Here is a 17,959-nt window from a genome sequence, read left to right on the forward strand (position 1 = left end):
CCTCCTAACATATATCACCAGTGCATACCACCATATTATTCATAAGGTGAAGGATTTATCAAGGGAAAAAAGACGCCTTCTGGAAAGACGCAGCGCCCGCCGGCCAAAAAACATTAACAGTTGATGATTGTGTTTTCGATTTTCAGAATATGATATAGCTCTTCAAGCTTACGAATGTGGTACGTTGGCACAACCTCTGTTTCAGTGAGATTCATGTCAGGGCTAAGCCAGCACGTATCAATTCCCGCGAGCTGTCCGCCTTTGATGTCCGCTGTCAGCGAATCGCCGATGATTAAAGTGTGCTCCGCTGAAAAATGGGGAATCCGTTCAAACACATAGTCGAAGTACTCTTTCATCGGCTTTTGAAAACCTGTGTCTTCAGAAACGAAAATGTCCTTGAAGAACGGAAATAATCCTGAATCTCTGAGACGCTTATACTGAGTACTGGAAACGCCGTTTGTCACGATATACAAATCAAAATGCTGTTCCAGTTTTGCGATGAGATCAAAGGCTCCGTCCATAAGCTGGTGCCCTTCTTCAAGAAAACGGCGATATTTCTGGTCTAGCAGCACTCCGTCTGCTTCATAGCCATATTCCTTGAACAAAGCGGAAAAGCGGGTGGTCATCACTTCATCGCGAGTCATGTTTCCGCCTTCAAAGGCTCTCCAGAGGCCTTGATTAATTGTTTGATAACGGGATTCCATTTCATCGGTAAGCGGAATGTTCTGATCTTCAAACAGCAGGCGCAGCGCTAATTTTTCTGCCGCTGTAAAATCCAAAATGGTATTATCTACATCAAATAATAAAGTGCGGTATGGTTTCAAGGCTGGTCTTCCTTTCTGTATGTATACTCAAAGTATAGCACACGCAAAAACGAAAAAAGCCGGCGGATTGGACGTTTGAAATGTCCGCACCGACGGCTTACAATTATTTGTTTAATAAGCTGTGTTTTTTTGCATAAAGGAAATAAACGATCGTTCCGACGGCGATCCAGATAACAAATGAAAGCCATGTGATGCCTGGAAGGCTGTACATAAACCAAAGGCATATTCCAGCGCTGATGATTGGCACAACCGGAACGAACGGCACCCTGAAGGAAGCTTTGATTTCCGGGTGTTTCTTTCTTAACACAATAACAGCGATCGAAATGACTGTAAATGCCGCAAGCGTTCCCATGTTCACAAGGTGCGCAAGTGTGCCGAGATTAATAAATCCTGCGATTCCCGCCGCGACGATTCCTGTCAGCCATGTGTTGCGGAACGGCGTTTTGAATGACGGATGAATCTTTGCGAACAATCCCGGCAAAAGACCGTCTCTGCTCATGGCAAAGGTTAAACGGACCTGGGCGTACAGCAATGCGAGCATCACTGTTGTGATTCCGATGATAGCGCCGACAGAAATAATTCCCGCAACCGCATCCTGGCCGATGAATTTAAGCGCAAAGGACACCGGATCACCGACATTTAATTTGGCATAAGGCATCATGCCTGTCAAAACAAGCGATACCGTGATGTACAAAATGGTGCAGACGGCCAGAGCTGAAATGATGCCGATCGGCATATTTTTTTGCGGATGCTTCACTTCTTCTGAAGCGTTGGAAACTGCGTCAAATCCGAGATACGCGAAGAAAACCGTTGCCGCGCTGACAATGACGCCTTTCATTCCAAACGGCATAAAAGGAGTCCAGTTATCCGGTTTGACATAACCGAAGCCGACAATAATGAACAATAAAATAATTCCGATTTTCATCAGCACGATCACGTTGTTGAAGCGTGTACTTTCTTTGACACCTCTGCTGACAATTGCAGTGATGATGAGAATAATGACCGCAGCCGGAAGGTTAAACACGGCGCCCGGCGAGCTTCCCGGAGCTCCTGTCAGAGCAGCCGGAATATGAAAGTTAAAGCCGGCGAGCAGCGATTGAAAGTATGAAGACCAGCCCGTGGCAACCGCCGACAGCGCAATGACATATTCAAGCATGAGATCCCATCCGATTAAAAAGGCGAGCAGCTCTCCAAGTGTGATATAGGAGTATGAGTACACGCTTCCTGAAATCGGAATCGAAGACGAAAACTCAGCATAACAGAAGGCGGCAAGCGCACAGGCGAGACCCGCTAAAATGAACGATAAGATCAGGGCAGGACCGGCACCGGTCGCGGCCACAGTTCCTGTAATAACGAAAATCCCAGTGCCGATGACACACCCGATACCGAGAAGTGTTAAATCAAATGCGCTTAAAGTACGGGCGAGGCTTTTTGACTGGCTCTGCGCATTTAATGTTTCAAGCGATTTTTTTCTAAATAATGAACTCATAAAAAGTTCCTCCTGGAAAATTCAAAATATTCTAATCATTATATACATTTCTCGTTGTATTATATTGTCGAAATTTGACGGCGTCAATCATATATTTTTCTGCTTTAAACGATAGAAGCTAAAAAGCGTTGGCGTATCATAATATAGTAATTTTTACAAACAGGATATTGAATTTTGCTGATGGTGAACCGATAGAAATGATAGATTGGCCATATTTTGATTTGCTGTTAAAAAGGAGATGCTGACCATGTTTCAATATGAAGAATTAAACAAGCAATTTATTGGCGGAAAATGGCAGGAGGGCAGCAGCCCAAATGTATTGGAAAACAAAAATCCTTATACTCAAAAAACAATCACATCCTTTCAAAAAGCGACTGCTGATGATGTAGATGAAGCGTACCGGGCAGCGGCTTTGGCGAAGAAAAAATGGGATGCGGTCAACCCATTCGAGAAAAGAGCAATCTTAGAAAAAGCCGTAACGTATATCGAAGAGAATGAAGAAGCCATCATTTATTTGATTATGGAAGAGCTGGGCGGCACAAGGCTGAAAGCAGCTTTTGAAATCGGACTCGTGAAAAATATCATGAAAGAAGCGGCGACGTTCCCTGTCCGCATGGAAGGGAAAATTCTTCCTTCTACAATAGACGGCAAGGAAAACAGATTATATCGCGTGCCGGCAGGTGTTGTCGGTGTCATCAGTCCTTTTAACTTCCCATTCTTTTTATCTATGAAATCAGTAGCGCCGGCACTCGGAGCAGGCAATGGCGTCGTGTTGAAGCCGCACGAAGAAACACCGATTTGCGGCGGTACGCTGATTGCGAAGATTTTTGAAAGCGCGGGCGTTCCGGAAGGACTGCTGAATGTTGTTGTCACAGACATTACAGAAATCGGTGACAGCTTTGTCGAACATCCGGTGCCGCGGATCATCTCATTTACAGGATCTACGAAAGTGGGGAGCTACATCGGCCAGCTCGCGATGAAGCACTTTAAAAAGCCGCTTCTTGAGCTTGGCGGAAACAGCGCCTTTATCGTGCTTGAAGATGCGGATATCGAATATGCAGTCAATGCGGCAGTGTTCAGCAGATTTACCCATCAAGGACAGATTTGTATGTCAGCTAATCGCGTACTGGTTCACTCATCAATTTATGATCAATTCCTTGAGTTGTATCAGGCAAAAGTGGAATCGCTGAAAGTTGGTGACCCGATGGACCCTGATACGATTATCGGACCTTTAATCAACAGCAGGCAGACTGACGGGTTAATGAAATCTGTTGAGAAAGCGATTGAAGAAGGGGCTGTTCCAGTGAAGCTTGGCGGATTTAACGGGACGATCGTGGAGCCGACCATCTTAAAAGACGTGAAACCGTTTATGAGCATTGCAAAGGAAGAGCTGTTCGGGCCAGTCGTCTCCTTCATGAAGTTTGATTCAGAAGACGAAGCGGTCGATATCGCGAACGATACCCCATTTGGCTTAAGCGGAGCCGTACATACCTCAAATCTTGAACGCGGCGTGGCTTTTGCGAAACGCATTGAAACGGGCATGATTCATGTTAATGACACGACGATTAATGATGAACCGAATGTGGCCTTCGGCGGCGAAAAGCAATCTGGCCTTGGCCGATTAAATGGCGAATGGAGTCTTGAAGAATTTACGACGCTGAAATGGATTTCGGTTCAGCATGAAAAACGCAGCTTCCCTTACTAATAAAAGGAGTGATTGGAATTGAGCATAAGAACGGAAAATGAAACAGCAGATCTTCTAGACGCATTTGTGAAAGTAGCCCCTTATTTAAACAGCCTGGTTCAGGATGATATTACAATCGGCATTTATGATACGGAGAAATTGCTGGTCAATATTCCGGCAAAAACCTTTTCCCTTAACGTAAAAGCCGGAGATCCGCTGCAGGAAGGGGATATCATCACAGACGCGATCCGCAGCAATCAGAAAAAAACGAGCATGGTGCCGAAGGAATTGTTCGGCTTTCCATTAATCGCACGCGCCATTCCGCTTCATGACCAGAACGGAAGAGTGATTGGGGGAGTGGGCCTCGGCACGAGTCTTGAGGAGTCCTCTAAGCTTCATGATGTAGCGGAAAGCTTATCGGCAGTTGTTGAACAAACGGCTGCGGCCATTTCCGATATTTCTGACTCCATTAACGGATTCTCATCGCAAATGTCGGGCATTTCCTCACAAGCGAAAAAGGTAAGCGAAAGCGCGGGAGAAATCGCTGATATTTCAGTAACCGTGAAAGGCATTTCTGACCAGAGCAATCTGCTCGGTTTAAATGCTGCGATTGAAGCCGCACGGGCAGGGGAGTCCGGAAAAGGATTTTCTGTCGTAGCGGATGAAATCAGAAAGCTTGCGACGCATTCGAAAGAAAATGTCGGCCAGATCGATCAGATCACGAAAAAAATCCACAGCCTGTTAAAAGGGCTAGAAGAATCGATTGAATCGATTAATCAGCATACTGACGGACAAGCCGCGGCTGTTGAACAGATTTCCGCCACGATGCAGGAGATCTCAGGCAGTGCGCAGCATCTCGCTAAAATGGCAGAAAAAGCGCTTGAAGAAGAGTAAGAGACTGGGGACAGAGTCCCCGGTCTTTTTTTCTGTCCGGTATTTCCATGAAATTTGTCTGCTCTTTTACTAGTTTTATTCCAGCGGCTGATTTAAAATGTACACATGAACTTACGTGAGGATTGATAGGAACCATGAGCATACTAAAAGCGGAGAACCTTTACAAAACATACGGAGATAAGACGTTATTTGACCATATCTCCTTTCATATTGAAGAGAATGAGAGAATCGGATTAATCGGGCCGAACGGCACCGGAAAATCAACGCTGCTGAAAGTGATTGCCGGTTTGGAGTCTGTTGAAGAAGGCGACATCGCCAAATCCGGCAGCGTGCATGTTGAATTTCTTCATCAGGACCCGCAGCTGCCTGCTGGACAAACTGTACTGGAGCATATTTATTCCGGTGAATCGGCTGTCATGAGAACGCTCCGTGAATATGAAAAGGCGCTCTATGAACTGGGAGAAGACCCGGAAGATGAAAAACGCCAGAAACACCTGCTGGCTGCGCAGGCGAAAATGGATGCAAACAATGCGTGGGATGCGAATACCTTGGCGAAAACGGTGTTATCGAAGCTGGGAGTAACTGACGTGACAAAGCCTGTCAACGAGCTCTCAGGCGGACAGAAAAAACGGGTGGCGATTGCGAAAAACTTAATCCAGCCCGCCGACCTCCTGATCTTAGACGAGCCGACGAACCATTTGGATAATGAAACGATTGAATGGCTTGAAGGGTATTTGGCGCAATATCCAGGTGCCGTCATGCTGGTGACGCACGACAGGTACTTCTTAAACCGCGTGACAAACCGCATTTATGAGCTTGAACGGGGCAGTCTCTATACCTACAAAGGCAACTATGAAGTCTTTTTGGAAAAGCGCGCGGAACGGGAAGCGCAGGCCGAGCAAAAAGAAACAAAGCGGCAAAATCTGCTGCGCCGTGAACTGGCCTGGCTCAGACGCGGAGCGAAAGCACGCTCCACAAAACAAAAGGCGAGAATCGGCAGGGTAGAGTCGCTTAAGGAGCAGAAAGGCCCTCAGTCAGCCGGCTCGCTCGACTTTGCGATCGGCTCCCACCGTCTTGGAAAGCAAGTAATCGAAGCGGAGAACGTGATGATCGCTTATGGAGGAAACGTGCTTGTCGATCGATTCAATGAACTGGTTATACCAGGTGAACGAATCGGGATCATCGGGCCGAACGGCATTGGAAAAACAACACTGTTAAACAGCCTTGCCGGACGAATCACTCCTGACGGCGGGCATATTACGATCGGCCAAACAGTAAGAATCGGCTACTATACCCAGGATCACAGTGAAATGAACGGTGAGCTGAAGGTGATTGAATACATGAAAGAAACAGCGGAAGTCGTGAAAACAGAGGACGGCGATATCGTCACCGCTGAACAAATGCTTGAGCGCTTTCTCTTCCCGCGCTCCATGCAGCAAACCTATATCCGCAAGCTGTCCGGCGGAGAAAAGCGGCGCTTATACTTGCTTCAGGTTCTGATGCAGGAGCCAAATGTGCTGTTTCTCGATGAGCCGACGAACGACTTGGATACAGAAACGTTAAGCGTGCTTGAGGATTATATTGAACAGTTCCCTGGCGTTGTCATCACCGTATCCCATGACCGCTACTTCCTTGACCGCGTCGTAGACCGTTTGATTGTATTTGAAGGAAATGGCGTGATTTCACGGTTCCAAGGCTCCTACAGCGACTATATGGAGCAGGCCAAAGCGAAAAAAACGGCTGAAAAACCCGCAACAGAAATCAAACCGGCTGAAGCGGAACCGAAGAAAAAACGGAAAAAGCTTTCTTACAAAGATCAGCTTGAATGGGACGGCATTGAAGATAAAATTGCCGAGCTTGAAGAAAAGCATGAACAGCTCGAAGCGGATATCGCCGCGGCGGGCAGTGATTTCGGGAAAATTCAAGAGCTGATGGCCGAGCAGGCAAAAACAGCGGAAGAGCTTGAGACAGCGATGGATCGCTGGACGGAATTGTCCCTCATGATAGAAGAGCTGGAAAGCTAGAAAAGTGCGGCCGCAGCAGACCGCACTTTTTTTCACATAATGTACAAAAACGAAACGGCCAGCTTATGATAGGATGGAATTGTGTGTCAGCAGCACACGGAAAACTAACGGAGATGATGAAGTATGACATGGGCTATCGTGATGTTAATCCTCATGAGTCTGGTGAAAATCGTATTAACCTGCCTGCCAACAGGCGTCATAGAATGGCTGCTCAGCAAATTCGAGGTTCACGCCAAGCTGAACGACGAAGATGCTGTTCTCTCTCTAGATGGAAAACGGCTCGAGGGTGAAGAGAAAAGGCACATGATCGATCAATTTAACGAAGCTGTCTTCCTGGAGAAATATTATATTTACCCAGGCGACGAAGAGCGTTATTTATACCCTGAAAACGGCGGAACACCGCTCGTGATAGATACGAAAAAAGGCAAAAAAGATGTAAAGCTGTTTGTGTACAGCTACGATGACCATATCGATGTCGTGAAACAGTACAAGAAGAAGGTTATCGCGTATCGACTGCTTTCTGAAAGCATGCAAAAGCAGTCTTTGTCAGTGACAGGGAGCTTAGCTTAAAAATAGATAATGAAAGACGGGTGCTTTATGTACTCGTCTTTTTTATTACATTTCAAAACTTAACGTTTACGTTAAGGTCTAAAAGGTGTATAATGATAACAGAAAAGGCGAAGGGGGATTTACCATGGAATGGATGAAGATTGATCAAGTTGCCAAAAGAAGCGGGCTGACAAAGCGGACCATTCGGTTTTATGAAGAAATCGGCTTGATTCCAGCGCCGAAACGGACGGAAGGCGGCGTTAGACTTTATTCAGAGGATGATATGGAAGAGCTTGAGAAAGTGATCAGCACAAAGGAAGTGCTTGGTTTTTCCCTTCAGGAGCTTCAGCATTTCATGGAAACCAGCCGCCAGCTTGAGTTAAACAAAGAGGGGTATTTGTTGTCACTGGATCCAAAGGAACGGAAAGAGAAGCTGGAGGAAATTCAGGAAACGCTGAATCACCAGCTGGATTTGATTGATGAAAAAATCCGCACATTCCAAAGCTTTAAGGAACGTCTGCACGGGATGAAAGACAAAGCGGAGCATGCCATTCAATCAATCGAATAAAACGTTTGGTAAACGCTATTTTTGTAGCGTTTCTTTTAATGGAATAAAGATGGAGGTCAGATCAAATGGACAATACAAAACAAGTGAATCAGAAGACAGGTTTGCTGAATCAGCCGAAAGCTGTATGGGCTGTCGCGTTTGCCTGTGTGATTTCCTTTATGGGAATCGGGCTGGTCGATCCTATTCTTCCGGCGATTGCCGCACAATTACATGCTTCACCTAGTGAAGTATCACTCTTATTTACAAGTTATTTGCTCGTTACCGGATTTATGATGTTTTTCTCAGGAGCCATTTCCAGCAGGATCGGTGCAAAATGGACGTTAATTCTCGGACTTATTTTTATTATTATCTTTGCAGCGCTTGGCGGAAGTTCAAGCTCAATTGCTCAGCTTGTCGGCTATCGCGGCGGCTGGGGACTAGGTAATGCGTTATTTATTTCAACAGCGCTTGCGGTCATTGTCGGCGTGTCTGTCGGCGGCAGCGCTCAAGCGATTATTTTGTATGAGGCGGCGCTCGGACTGGGGATTTCCGTCGGACCGCTTGCAGGCGGAGAGCTTGGAAGCATTTCATGGCGTGCGCCGTTCTTCGGGGTATCTGTCCTGATGTTTATTGCGTTAATCGCCATTTCCTTGATGCTGCCGACATTGCCTAAACCGGCGAAGCGCGTTGGGGTATTTGACGCCATGAAGGCACTCAAATATAAAGGCCTTTTGACAATGGCGGTATCGGCTTTCTTATACAACTTTGGATTTTTTATTTTGCTCGCTTATTCTCCGTTCGTTCTGGATTTAGATGAACACGGCCTTGGATATGTTTTCTTTGGCTGGGGACTTCTGCTGGCGATTACGTCAGTCTTTACGGCGCCGATCGTGCACAAAGCGCTGGGTACAGTGCGTTCCTTGGTTGTTCTCTTTATCGCCTTTGCGGTCATTCTGATCATCATGGGCATCTGGACAGAGCATCAGGCGTTGATTATTACATGCATCGTTGTGGCCGGTGCTGTCCTTGGTATGGTCAACACGATCATGACAACAGCTGTCATGGGCTCTGCACCGGTTGAACGTTCAATCGCTTCTTCAGCCTACAGCTCAGTCCGCTTCATCGGCGGCGCGATCGCTCCGTGGATTGCGGGAATGCTCTCAGAACACTTCACAGCAAGCGCGCCGTATACAGTTGGCGGAATTGTTGTTCTCGTCGGTATGCTTGTGCTTCTGCTGGGTCGTAAACATCTTGCCGGAATTAAGGCAGGGCATTAATAACGAAAGACACTGCTAAGGTGCAGTGTCTTTTTTTATTTGCTTAATCTTCCCCTCATAATGGTATGAGCGTATTTCCCGTCAGATAGCCATTTATCATTTTTTTAACCCCTTCTATTATGAAGTGAAATGGCATGCAAGGATATGTTTTTAGTCTCGATTGAATCGGCTCACCATTTGCAATCGGTTATAATCTAATCATAATGGAATCGACGCGAGAAAGGACATCCAGATGACACAATTTTACTATTTAGCTGCTGAAACGCCTTTAGAAACCGGTTTTTTCAGTCAGCCCTCCGGCTACTCCCGGAAAGGGCATCCGCTCCGGTCAGGTATTAACGCGGCGGGCATTTATCTTGAGGAAGCCGAGAATGTGTCTGTGCATTTACGGTTGCCTTATCAAATAATAGTTCATGCTGAAGAGGGATCATTTGCCATGCATAAGGCAAAGCCTGACGCATATGACTTGAAGTGTTTACAGACGCTCTATCAATACATACACAGCATCATGAAAAACAGCTTTTCTGTCGAGTGGTTCACCGCATGGGCTGATGAGGAAGACCTTGAACTGTCTGCCAAAAAAGAGCTGATACTTGATGAATTCATATCGCATTGCAGCTCATTTTAAAAGACAGAGAGCTTTTGAGAATCGTTCAGAAAAAATGGCAGTAAAAAACCCGCCCTTTACCAGGCGGGTTTTTTCGTAACATTAAAGCACTTTCGTCGTCCAAGACTCGCAGTTCCATGTTTCTGTCGCGATGTCCATATAGAAATCAGGCTCGTGAGAAATAAGAAGAATGGAGCCTTTGTATTCTTTGAGGGCGCGCTTGAGCTCTTCCTTGGCGTCGACATCCAAGTGGTTTGTCGGCTCATCGAGCACCAGCAGGTTGGTTTCCGAATTGATCAGCTTGCATAATCTGACCTTCGCTTTTTCGCCTCCGCTTAATACGGAGACGCGGCTTTCGATATGTTTTGTCGTCAGTCCGCATTTTGCCAGAGCGGCGCGGATTTCGTACTGCGTATACGAAGGGAATTCGCTCCAAACTTCTTCAATACACGTATTGTTGTTTGTTTCCTTGACCTCTTGCTCGAAATAGCCGGTAAAGAGGTGCTCGCCTCGTTCAACAGAGCCTTCGAGCGGCTGGATTTCGCCAAGCAGGCTTTTCAGCAATGTCGTTTTCCCGATCCCGTTGGCGCCGTAAAGGGCGATTTTTTGGCCGCGCTCCATACGGAGGTTCAGCGGACGTGAGAGCGGGGAATCGTAACCGATCACGAGATCCTTCGTTTCGAAAATCAGCTTTCCTGATGTTCTGGCCGGCTTGAAGTGGAATTCAGGCTTCGGTTTTTCCGCCGCCAGCTCGATTATATCCATCTTGTCGAGTTTCTTTTGGCGGGACATCGCCATGTTTCGCGTGCTGACCCGGGCTTTGTTGCGGGCAACGAAATCCTTCAGCTCCGCGACTTCCTGCTGCTGTTTTTTGTAGGCCGCTTCAAGCTGCTGTTTCTTCACCTCGTAAACTTCCATAAACTGATGGTAGTCGCCGACATAGCGTGTCAGCTCTTGATTTTCTACATGATAAATCAGGTTGATGACACTGTTTAAGAACGGAATGTCATGGGAAATCAAGATGAATGCATTCTCGTACTCCTGCAGGTAGCGTTTCAGCCATTCGATATGCTGCTCATCAAGGTAGTTGGTCGGCTCATCGAGAAGCAGGATTTCCGGTTTTTCCAGAAGCAGCTTGGCGAGAAGCACTTTGGTGCGCTGACCCCCGCTCAGATCAGTAACGTCACGGTCCAGTCCGATATCACTCAAGCCGAGGCCGCGGGCGATTTCTTCTACCTTGGAATCAATCACATAAAAATCATTGTTTGTCAGCGCGTCTTGAATCACACCGACGTCTTCAAGAAGCTTTTCAAGCTCGTCAGGATCAGCTTCACCCATTTTGTTATAAATCTCATTCATTTCTTCTTCCATTGCAAATAAGTAATGGAATGCGTCTTTCAGCACATCACGGATGGATTTTCCTTTTTCCAGCACGGTATGCTGATCCAGGTAGCCGACACGGACATTTTTTGACCATTCGACTTTTCCTTCATCAGGCTCAAGCTTTCCGGTAATAATATTCATGAAGGTCGATTTTCCTTCACCGTTTGCGCCGATCAGACCGACGTGCTCGCCTTTTAAAAGACGGAAAGATACATTATTAAAAATGGCCCGGTCACCGAAGCCGTGGCTTAAGTCCTTTACAGATAAAATACTCATGTTTACACCTCTATCGTTTATCGAACACGCTGTATGGCGTGTATTTCTCACCTTTTGATTATAAAGGAGGAAGACGATTGTTGAAAGGCATAGGAAAGAAAAAGAAAAATTGCGTTCCGCGCGCTGTTTTGAGATACTATGGAATAGATTTCAGGAATCGAGGAGAACAAAATGACGCAAACTTGGCCATTTTTACATAATGCACAATCATTTATCAAAGAAAATTGGAACGCTTCAGGCTTCCAAGAGCCGACTCCTGTACAGGAGCAGGCGGCCCAACTCATCATGGAGGGTAAGGATGTCATCGCAGAATCGCCGACAGGAACGGGTAAGACGCTTGCCTACGCACTGCCGGTATTGGAGCGCATCAAACCTGATCAGAAGCATCCGCAGGCGGTGATTTTAGCACCTTCACGTGAGCTGGTGATGCAGATTTTTCAGGTGATTCAGGACTGGAAAACGGGATCAGAATTACGCGCAGTTTCCTTAATCGGCGGAGCGAATGTGAAGAAGCAGGTCGAAAAGCTGAAAAAGAATCATCCGCATATTATTGTCGGGACGCCGGGCAGGGTGTTTGAGCTGATTCAAGCGAAAAAACTCAAGATGCATGAAGTAAAAACGATCGTACTTGATGAAACCGATCAGCTTGTCCTGCCGGAGCATCGTGAAACGATCAAGCAAATCATTAAAACGACATTAAGAGACCGCCAGCTTCTTTGTTTTTCAGCCACACTGAAGAAAGAAACAGAAGACGTGCTCCGCGACATGACGAAAGAGCCCGAGGTTTTGAAGGTAGAACGCAGCAAAGCGGAAGCGGGAAAAGTGAAGCATCAATACATCATCTGTGACCAGCGCGACAAAGTGAAGCTGCTGCAAAAGCTTTCAAGACTTCATGGCATGCAGGCGCTTGTGTTTGTGAGAGATATCGGTAACCTTAGTGTGTACGCGGAAAAGCTGGCGTACCATCATGTCGACCTTGGCATCCTTCACAGTGAGGCGAAGAAGATGGAGCGGGCGAAGATCATTAAAGCGTTTGAGCAGGGCGAGTTCCCGCTGCTTTTGGCAACTGACATTGCCGCGCGCGGTTTGGATATTGAAAACCTGCCGTATGTGATCCACGCCGATATTCCTGATGAAGACAGCTATGTTCACAGATCAGGGCGAACAGGACGGGCTGGAAAAGAAGGGAACGTGCTGAGCCTTGTCACGCGTATGGAAGAATCAAAGCTGAAGAAAATGGCGAAGAAACTTGGCGTGGAGCTGAGGGAAGCTGTGTATGCCGGCGGAAAATTGAAGACGAAATAAAAAGGAGGGCGAAAAGCCCTTCTTTTTTGTTGTAAAATAATAGAAAAGATTTCGCGCGGGGGTGGGAAGATGGTTTCAATAGACAGATTTCAAGTAGTGAAGGAGCCAGAGCTGAAAATCCTTGAACACTGGTTTGAACATGAAGATACCAGGCGGAGAATGGATGGCATGCTGCCATTAGATGAGTGGTATGCACGAGTAAATAAAGATGAACAGGATACTGTCATCATGGCATATGATGGACAGCTGCCAGCAGGGATGGCCGTTATTGAGTTCGGGGAGGAGCGGACGTATATTGGATTGATCGTTAATCCTATGTACCGGCTTCAAGGGTACGGAAAACGGATATTGCAAAAACTGCTGACCGAACCTGATTTTACTAGCGTGCGGGAATGGGTGGCATGCATTGAAGAAGACAATCAAATCAGTTTAGCTTGCTTTCAAGCAGCAGGTTTCACTTTGGAGGATACGGAACCAGATGAAGATGGTTTTCTTACGCTGATTCTTCGTAGCTGACCTCATATAAACCCAAAAGGAGGGCAAAAAGCCCTCCCATTTTCATCTTCAGCTCGGATCACTGACTTTGATCAGCTGTTTTCCTTTATTTTCTCCTTTAAATAAGCCAAGAAATGCGTCCGGAATGTTTTCGAAGCCTTCAGTAATCGTTTCCTCATAATGAAGCTTTCCGTCTCTCAGCCATTCCGCCAGCTGTTTTGCGCCTTCAGGAAAACGGTCGGCGTAGTCGCTTACGATAAACCCTTGCATCAGCGCCTTCGTTTTGATCAGCTTGGATTGGACGCGAGGGCCCATGTCATCCGCTTCGTTTTCCGCGTTGTAGGAAGAAATGGCGCCGCACACAGGGATGCGGGCAAACTCATTGAGGAGGTTCATGACCGCATCTGAAATCGGCCCGCCGACATTGTCAAAATACACATCGACACCGTTCGGACAAGCATCAGCGAGCGCTTTTTGAATATCATCTGCGGTTTTGTAATTGATGGCTTCATCAAACTGCAGCTTCTGCTTTAAATAGGAGACTTTTTCATCAGAGCCCGCGATGCCGACAACTCGCGCGCCTTTGATTTTGGCAATCTGCCCGACTGTTGAACCGACAGCTCCCGCAGCTCCGGAGACCACCACGGTTTCGCCTTCTTTCGGACGCCCGATATCCAGCAATCCAAAGTATGCCGTCAAGCCGGTCATTCCCAAAATGCCGAGATAGGCCGAAGCGGGAGCAAGGCTTGTATCAATTTTTCGTAAGGCAGACTCGCTTACCGCGGAAAATTCTTGCCAGCTGAGGTTTCCGATGACGATATCGCCTTTTTTCAGATGATTCCCGTCTGATACAACTTCAGCGATGACCCCGCCAGAAAGCGCTTCATTCAAGGCGAATGGCTCAACATATGACTTCGTATCCTGCATACGGCCGCGCATATAAGGGTCAACCGATACATAAAGCGTTTTGACAAGCACTTCCCCTTGCTTCGGTTCAGGAACCGGAATGGTTTCAAAGCGAAAGTCTTCATGAACGGGAACACCTTGCGGACGTCTTGCTAATTGAATTTGCTGCTGAAATGCTTTCATTTTCATCCTCCTATCACTTGGTTGACACCACTGTAACATGGACAGAAGAGGAATTACAAAAGGTATGCTGGCATACAAAAAAGGTTATAGAGGAACTTATGCTTTCTACAAGCTCTTTTGTTTTTAAAAAGTTGTCTTTAGTCATTTATCATTATTAGAAAACAGAACAGAAAAAGAGCTTGTGTACACCTAGCTAAGATTAGCTAGTGTGTATGTCGATTCTTCTTCATATTCTTGCAAGCATCTGAGAGGGGGGAGCTTAGTCGTTCACATTTTGCTTTCCCATCAATCTGCCATAGCAAAGTCTATGCAATTGTTTTGCATCTGCAAAGCTTTTCTCAATTTTTTCACTTTTATACTGTGTCTTTTTGAAACAGACAATCGATTGTAATCGACCATTTTCTTTTGGTCAATTAAGTAATGTTTACTTTTTAATAAAACCGCGAAAAAGCAAACGAAAACATAATTAAATTTTAGATATTTATTAAAAGCTTATATGTTTATTTACCTTTTTCTTGAATTGCAATTGAGAAAATCCATATATTGCGGACACTAATAAAAGAATACCTGCTGAAACATAAACTAAACGAACTCCAAGGAAATCTGAAATAGCCCCTATAGCCAGAATTGAAAACATAAAAATGAACTGTACTAAAGAAGACCTTGCAGACATTATATTAATTCGAGTTTGCTCGGTTGTTATGTTCTGAATAAATGTTTCTTGTGTAAGATCTCTTAATATATAAGCCGGCCCCATAAAGAGAACCAATATTAGAGCTAAGTACGAATTACTTATAAATCCATATATTAAAGTTAAACTTCCATATGAGACAGCACCAATTAACATAAAATTAATTAACTTATTTTGGAATCTCTCCGACAGCTTATATATTATAAATCCCCCTATCATCGAACCTAAATAGTATGCTCCATTAATAAATCCCCACCATGATTCTCCTTTATGCAAGACTTCGTTAACGAAAGCTAAAGAGACAGACCCTATCCAAATCATTCCTGCCCATGACTCAATTAAATCCATAATAATAATTGTTCTAAGTTTCTTTTGGCTAAATAAATACCGCCAATCACTTACTATACTCTTATTGGGAGAATTTTTTTCACGTATGACAGAATTAGCGTGGCCGTGTGGTAGACAAAATAAAAGAGAAATAAGAGATGTAAACAACAAAAAGGTAGTAAGTATAATGGTATATCCCTCACCTAAAAATGCAATTATGAGACCACCTAAAGACCAGCCTACAAATTGAAAAGTTTGGTCCACTGTAGATAATAATCCATTTGCCTTTACTCTTTTATCAGGAGAGATTATTTCCCCTATAATTGCACTTTTTAAAGGTGAGAACCATCCATTAAAAAAGGAAATACAGCTAATAATAATAAAGACTAAAATGAGAGTTTGATTAGAGTAAGTTCTTAATAAAGAAAAGAACAAACATATTAACAACAGCATTTGTATCAATTGAGAAATAATTATTGTAAGATGCAGTTTTAATCGAATTGTTATTAACGGTAATATAGCACTTCCAAAAATACGAAAAATAATACTTATTAATGTCACCATAGAGGCGATGGTTGTCGAATTGGTCATTTTAAACAAAAACGAAATCACTACCATAGTATATAGAGAAAAACCTAAATTTGTAGTGGTCTGGCTAAATAAAATAGAATAATAACCTTTACTCATATGTATCCTCCCTTGGAATAACTTTTCTCGGTAAAGAGCATAAACATATTTAAACACCTTAAAACAACAAAAGTAAAGAAAAAACTTCCTTGTAAACTATTTACTTTTATTCTATTTATTGTTATTGTTTATTTAAGTTCTCTGACTATTCTATCAATAGGGTGGGGAACCACATATCTTATTAAAGGGGGGGATACCATGAAAAAATTAAGAAAAAACTGGAGAAAATCGATTGTTAGCCCGGTTCTTTATACTAATGAAAAATGGTAAACACTTAGGGAATAGCATTTAAATGCTATTCCTTATTTCAACAAACAAATCGGGAGGTTATCGTAAATTGACACTATTAATGCAAGATCATAAATCAATTTACAATAAAGATATAGAAATATTAATTGAAGTTGAAGAACTTATTACTTCTGTTCCAGAAAATAAAAAAAATGATTTTAAGAGTTTAATCGATAATAGAATTATGACTCTACTAAATAAAATTCAACACCCTGTAGCAGCTGAAAATGTGTTTGGTATGTGTATTGCTTACCCGAATACTTACATAAGGTATAGATTAATTGATTTCGTTGAAAAATGGGTACCTTATTTCTCTGCTGTAGAAACTATAATCAATCTAACCCAGGATCCGGATGATTTAGTTTCTTTTAAAGCTATGGATGTGTGTGCAAATCATAAAATTGAAGAATCGTTAGCATATTTGTCTTCAATCATTGATGATGTCCGGGAGAGTATAAGCTACCCTAAAAAACCTGTGGGATTAGGGGCCCAAAAAGTATTAAGTACATTATTAGATATATTCGGTGTTGAAAAATATGAAGAGCTAGTAATGCTAAAAAATTATTTTGATCAAAATGGTATCCTTCCTAATAACTTTGACTTTGAAGAAAAAATTCCTCAAAGTCTAATAGAGGAATTCGAAAAAACAGAAGAAGATGGGATGATTTTAATTCCGGGTGGCTTTTTTGAATTCGGTTTAAATGAAAATGAAATTCCTGACAAAACATTTAATTGGAAAGATGCTGTTCCTAGACAAAAAGTATGGTTACCTCCCTTTTTTATTGATAAGTATCCTGTTACAAATAAAGATTATGATATCTTTACCGAGTTCACAGAGGAAAATGGGCATATATTCTGTCATCCTAATGAACCACAGAATAAACAACATAGAAGAAATACATATTGGGATGATAGGTATTTAGATAATCATCCCGTTACAGGTATAGATTTTTATGATGCATTTGCTTACGCAAGATATAAGGGGAAAGAATTGCCAACCGAGTTTCAATGGGAAAAAGCTGCTCGAGGCAAAAAAGGTAATATATGGCCTTGGGGAGATAAATTTGATCCTGCAAAGGTTCAATATGCTGGAAGTCTTTATAATGAACCCATTACTTCTTTAAAGTCCTGGAGAGAAAATTTATTAAAAGCTCATGCTGATAAAGAATTAAATCATTTAACAAGTGATATTTTTGAACAAAATGGTGAAAGTCCCTATGGAGTATGCGGTATGATCGGCGGAACATGGGAGTGGACTAGAAGTGAGCTTAAAACAAAGAGAGCTTTCCACCCTATTTTTGAGAATGTACCATTTAATAGTGTTAACTCATTTGCCGTTCTTAAAGGAGGATCATTCTTCTCTCATCCAGGCTTAATGTTCCCTTCCTTTAGAGCAAAAGATATTCCTTTCTGTCGACACAATGAAATGGGAATTAGGTGCGTAAAGAATATTCCAGTATATAAAATTAGAGAATCAATTAATGGGCCAATTACTAATAAAGCAATTTATTAATCATTCTAGA

14 protein-coding genes and 1 pseudogene are annotated in these 17,959 nt (G+C 43.9%); 10 read left to right on the forward strand and 5 right to left on the reverse strand.

Features of this window, described 5'->3' with window-relative positions:
* Window positions 1–113: 113 nt before the first annotated feature.
* Complete coding sequence (locus NSS75_RS04245) at window positions 114–824, reverse strand: YjjG family noncanonical pyrimidine nucleotidase (RefSeq protein WP_101860598.1); 711 nt, start codon at window positions 822–824, stop codon at window positions 114–116.
* Between the two features lie 103 nt (window positions 825–927).
* Entirely contained in the window at window positions 928–2,313 is a 1,386-nt protein-coding gene (locus tag NSS75_RS04250) for an amino acid permease (RefSeq protein WP_339236127.1), read from the reverse strand.
* Between the two features lie 247 nt (window positions 2,314–2,560).
* Here NSS75_RS04250 and yfmT point away from each other — a divergent pair, with 247 nt between their 5' ends.
* From yfmT to NSS75_RS04285, 7 genes and pseudogenes are all read left to right on the forward strand, one after another.
* A complete protein-coding gene (gene yfmT / locus NSS75_RS04255) occupies window positions 2,561–4,018 on the forward strand; it encodes a benzaldehyde dehydrogenase (RefSeq protein WP_188323613.1) in 1,458 nt (485 codons plus the stop codon).
* A 12-nt stretch (window positions 4,019–4,030) separates the two neighbouring features.
* Window positions 4,031–4,891, forward strand: a complete 861-nt coding sequence (locus tag NSS75_RS04260) for a methyl-accepting chemotaxis protein (RefSeq protein ID WP_081720758.1) — start codon at window positions 4,031–4,033, stop codon at window positions 4,889–4,891.
* A gap of 134 nt (window positions 4,892–5,025) precedes the next feature.
* Complete coding sequence (locus NSS75_RS04265) at window positions 5,026–6,915, forward strand: ABC-F family ATP-binding cassette domain-containing protein (RefSeq protein WP_185848186.1); 1,890 nt, start codon at window positions 5,026–5,028, stop codon at window positions 6,913–6,915.
* A 123-nt stretch (window positions 6,916–7,038) separates the two neighbouring features.
* Window positions 7,039–7,485 carry a YfmQ family protein gene (locus NSS75_RS04270; protein ID WP_044163571.1) on the forward strand — a complete coding sequence of 149 codons (447 nt, stop codon included), beginning with the start codon at window positions 7,039–7,041 and terminating at the stop codon, window positions 7,483–7,485.
* A gap of 124 nt (window positions 7,486–7,609) precedes the next feature.
* Window positions 7,610–8,032 carry a MerR family transcriptional regulator gene (locus NSS75_RS04275; protein WP_024120538.1) on the forward strand — a complete coding sequence of 141 codons (423 nt, stop codon included), beginning with the start codon at window positions 7,610–7,612 and terminating at the stop codon, window positions 8,030–8,032.
* A gap of 65 nt (window positions 8,033–8,097) precedes the next feature.
* Complete coding sequence (locus NSS75_RS04280; RefSeq protein ID WP_024120539.1) at window positions 8,098–9,288, forward strand: MFS transporter; 1,191 nt, start codon at window positions 8,098–8,100, stop codon at window positions 9,286–9,288.
* A gap of 436 nt (window positions 9,289–9,724) precedes the next feature.
* Window positions 9,725–9,878, forward strand: a pseudogene (locus NSS75_RS04285) (hypothetical protein).
* A gap of 119 nt (window positions 9,879–9,997) precedes the next feature.
* Here NSS75_RS04285 and NSS75_RS04290 read toward each other — a convergent pair.
* Window positions 9,998–11,554, reverse strand: a complete 1,557-nt coding sequence (locus tag NSS75_RS04290) for an ABC-F family ATP-binding cassette domain-containing protein (protein ID WP_101860594.1) — start codon at window positions 11,552–11,554, stop codon at window positions 9,998–10,000.
* Between the two features lie 171 nt (window positions 11,555–11,725).
* Here NSS75_RS04290 and NSS75_RS04295 point away from each other — a divergent pair, with 171 nt between their 5' ends.
* Together NSS75_RS04295 and NSS75_RS04300 are read left to right on the forward strand one after the other, a co-directional pair.
* Entirely contained in the window at window positions 11,726–12,859 is a 1,134-nt protein-coding gene (locus NSS75_RS04295; RefSeq protein WP_103672166.1) for a DEAD/DEAH box helicase, read from the forward strand.
* A 69-nt stretch (window positions 12,860–12,928) separates the two neighbouring features.
* Window positions 12,929–13,375, forward strand: a complete 447-nt coding sequence (locus NSS75_RS04300; protein WP_010333350.1) for a GNAT family N-acetyltransferase — start codon at window positions 12,929–12,931, stop codon at window positions 13,373–13,375.
* A gap of 48 nt (window positions 13,376–13,423) precedes the next feature.
* On the opposite strand, the gene NSS75_RS04305 is transcribed toward NSS75_RS04300, so the two are convergent.
* Both NSS75_RS04305 and NSS75_RS04310 read right to left on the reverse strand, forming a co-directional pair.
* Window positions 13,424–14,443, reverse strand: coding sequence for an NADP-dependent oxidoreductase (locus NSS75_RS04305; protein WP_339236136.1), 1,020 nt, complete (start codon window positions 14,441–14,443; stop codon window positions 13,424–13,426).
* Between the two features lie 484 nt (window positions 14,444–14,927).
* On the reverse strand, window positions 14,928–16,148 hold the full coding sequence (locus NSS75_RS04310; RefSeq protein WP_024120543.1) for an MFS transporter: 1,221 nt from the start codon (window positions 16,146–16,148) through the stop codon (window positions 14,928–14,930).
* A 337-nt stretch (window positions 16,149–16,485) separates the two neighbouring features.
* Between NSS75_RS04310 and NSS75_RS04315 the strand changes: the two genes are divergently transcribed.
* Window positions 16,486–17,949, forward strand: coding sequence for a formylglycine-generating enzyme family protein (locus NSS75_RS04315; RefSeq protein WP_198097547.1), 1,464 nt, complete (start codon window positions 16,486–16,488; stop codon window positions 17,947–17,949).
* The last annotated feature ends 10 nt before the right edge of the window (window positions 17,950–17,959 follow it).

The organism is Bacillus sp. FSL K6-1012 (genome assembly GCF_037964915.1).
Taxonomy (GTDB): Bacteria; Bacillota; Bacilli; order Bacillales; family Bacillaceae; genus Bacillus; species Bacillus halotolerans.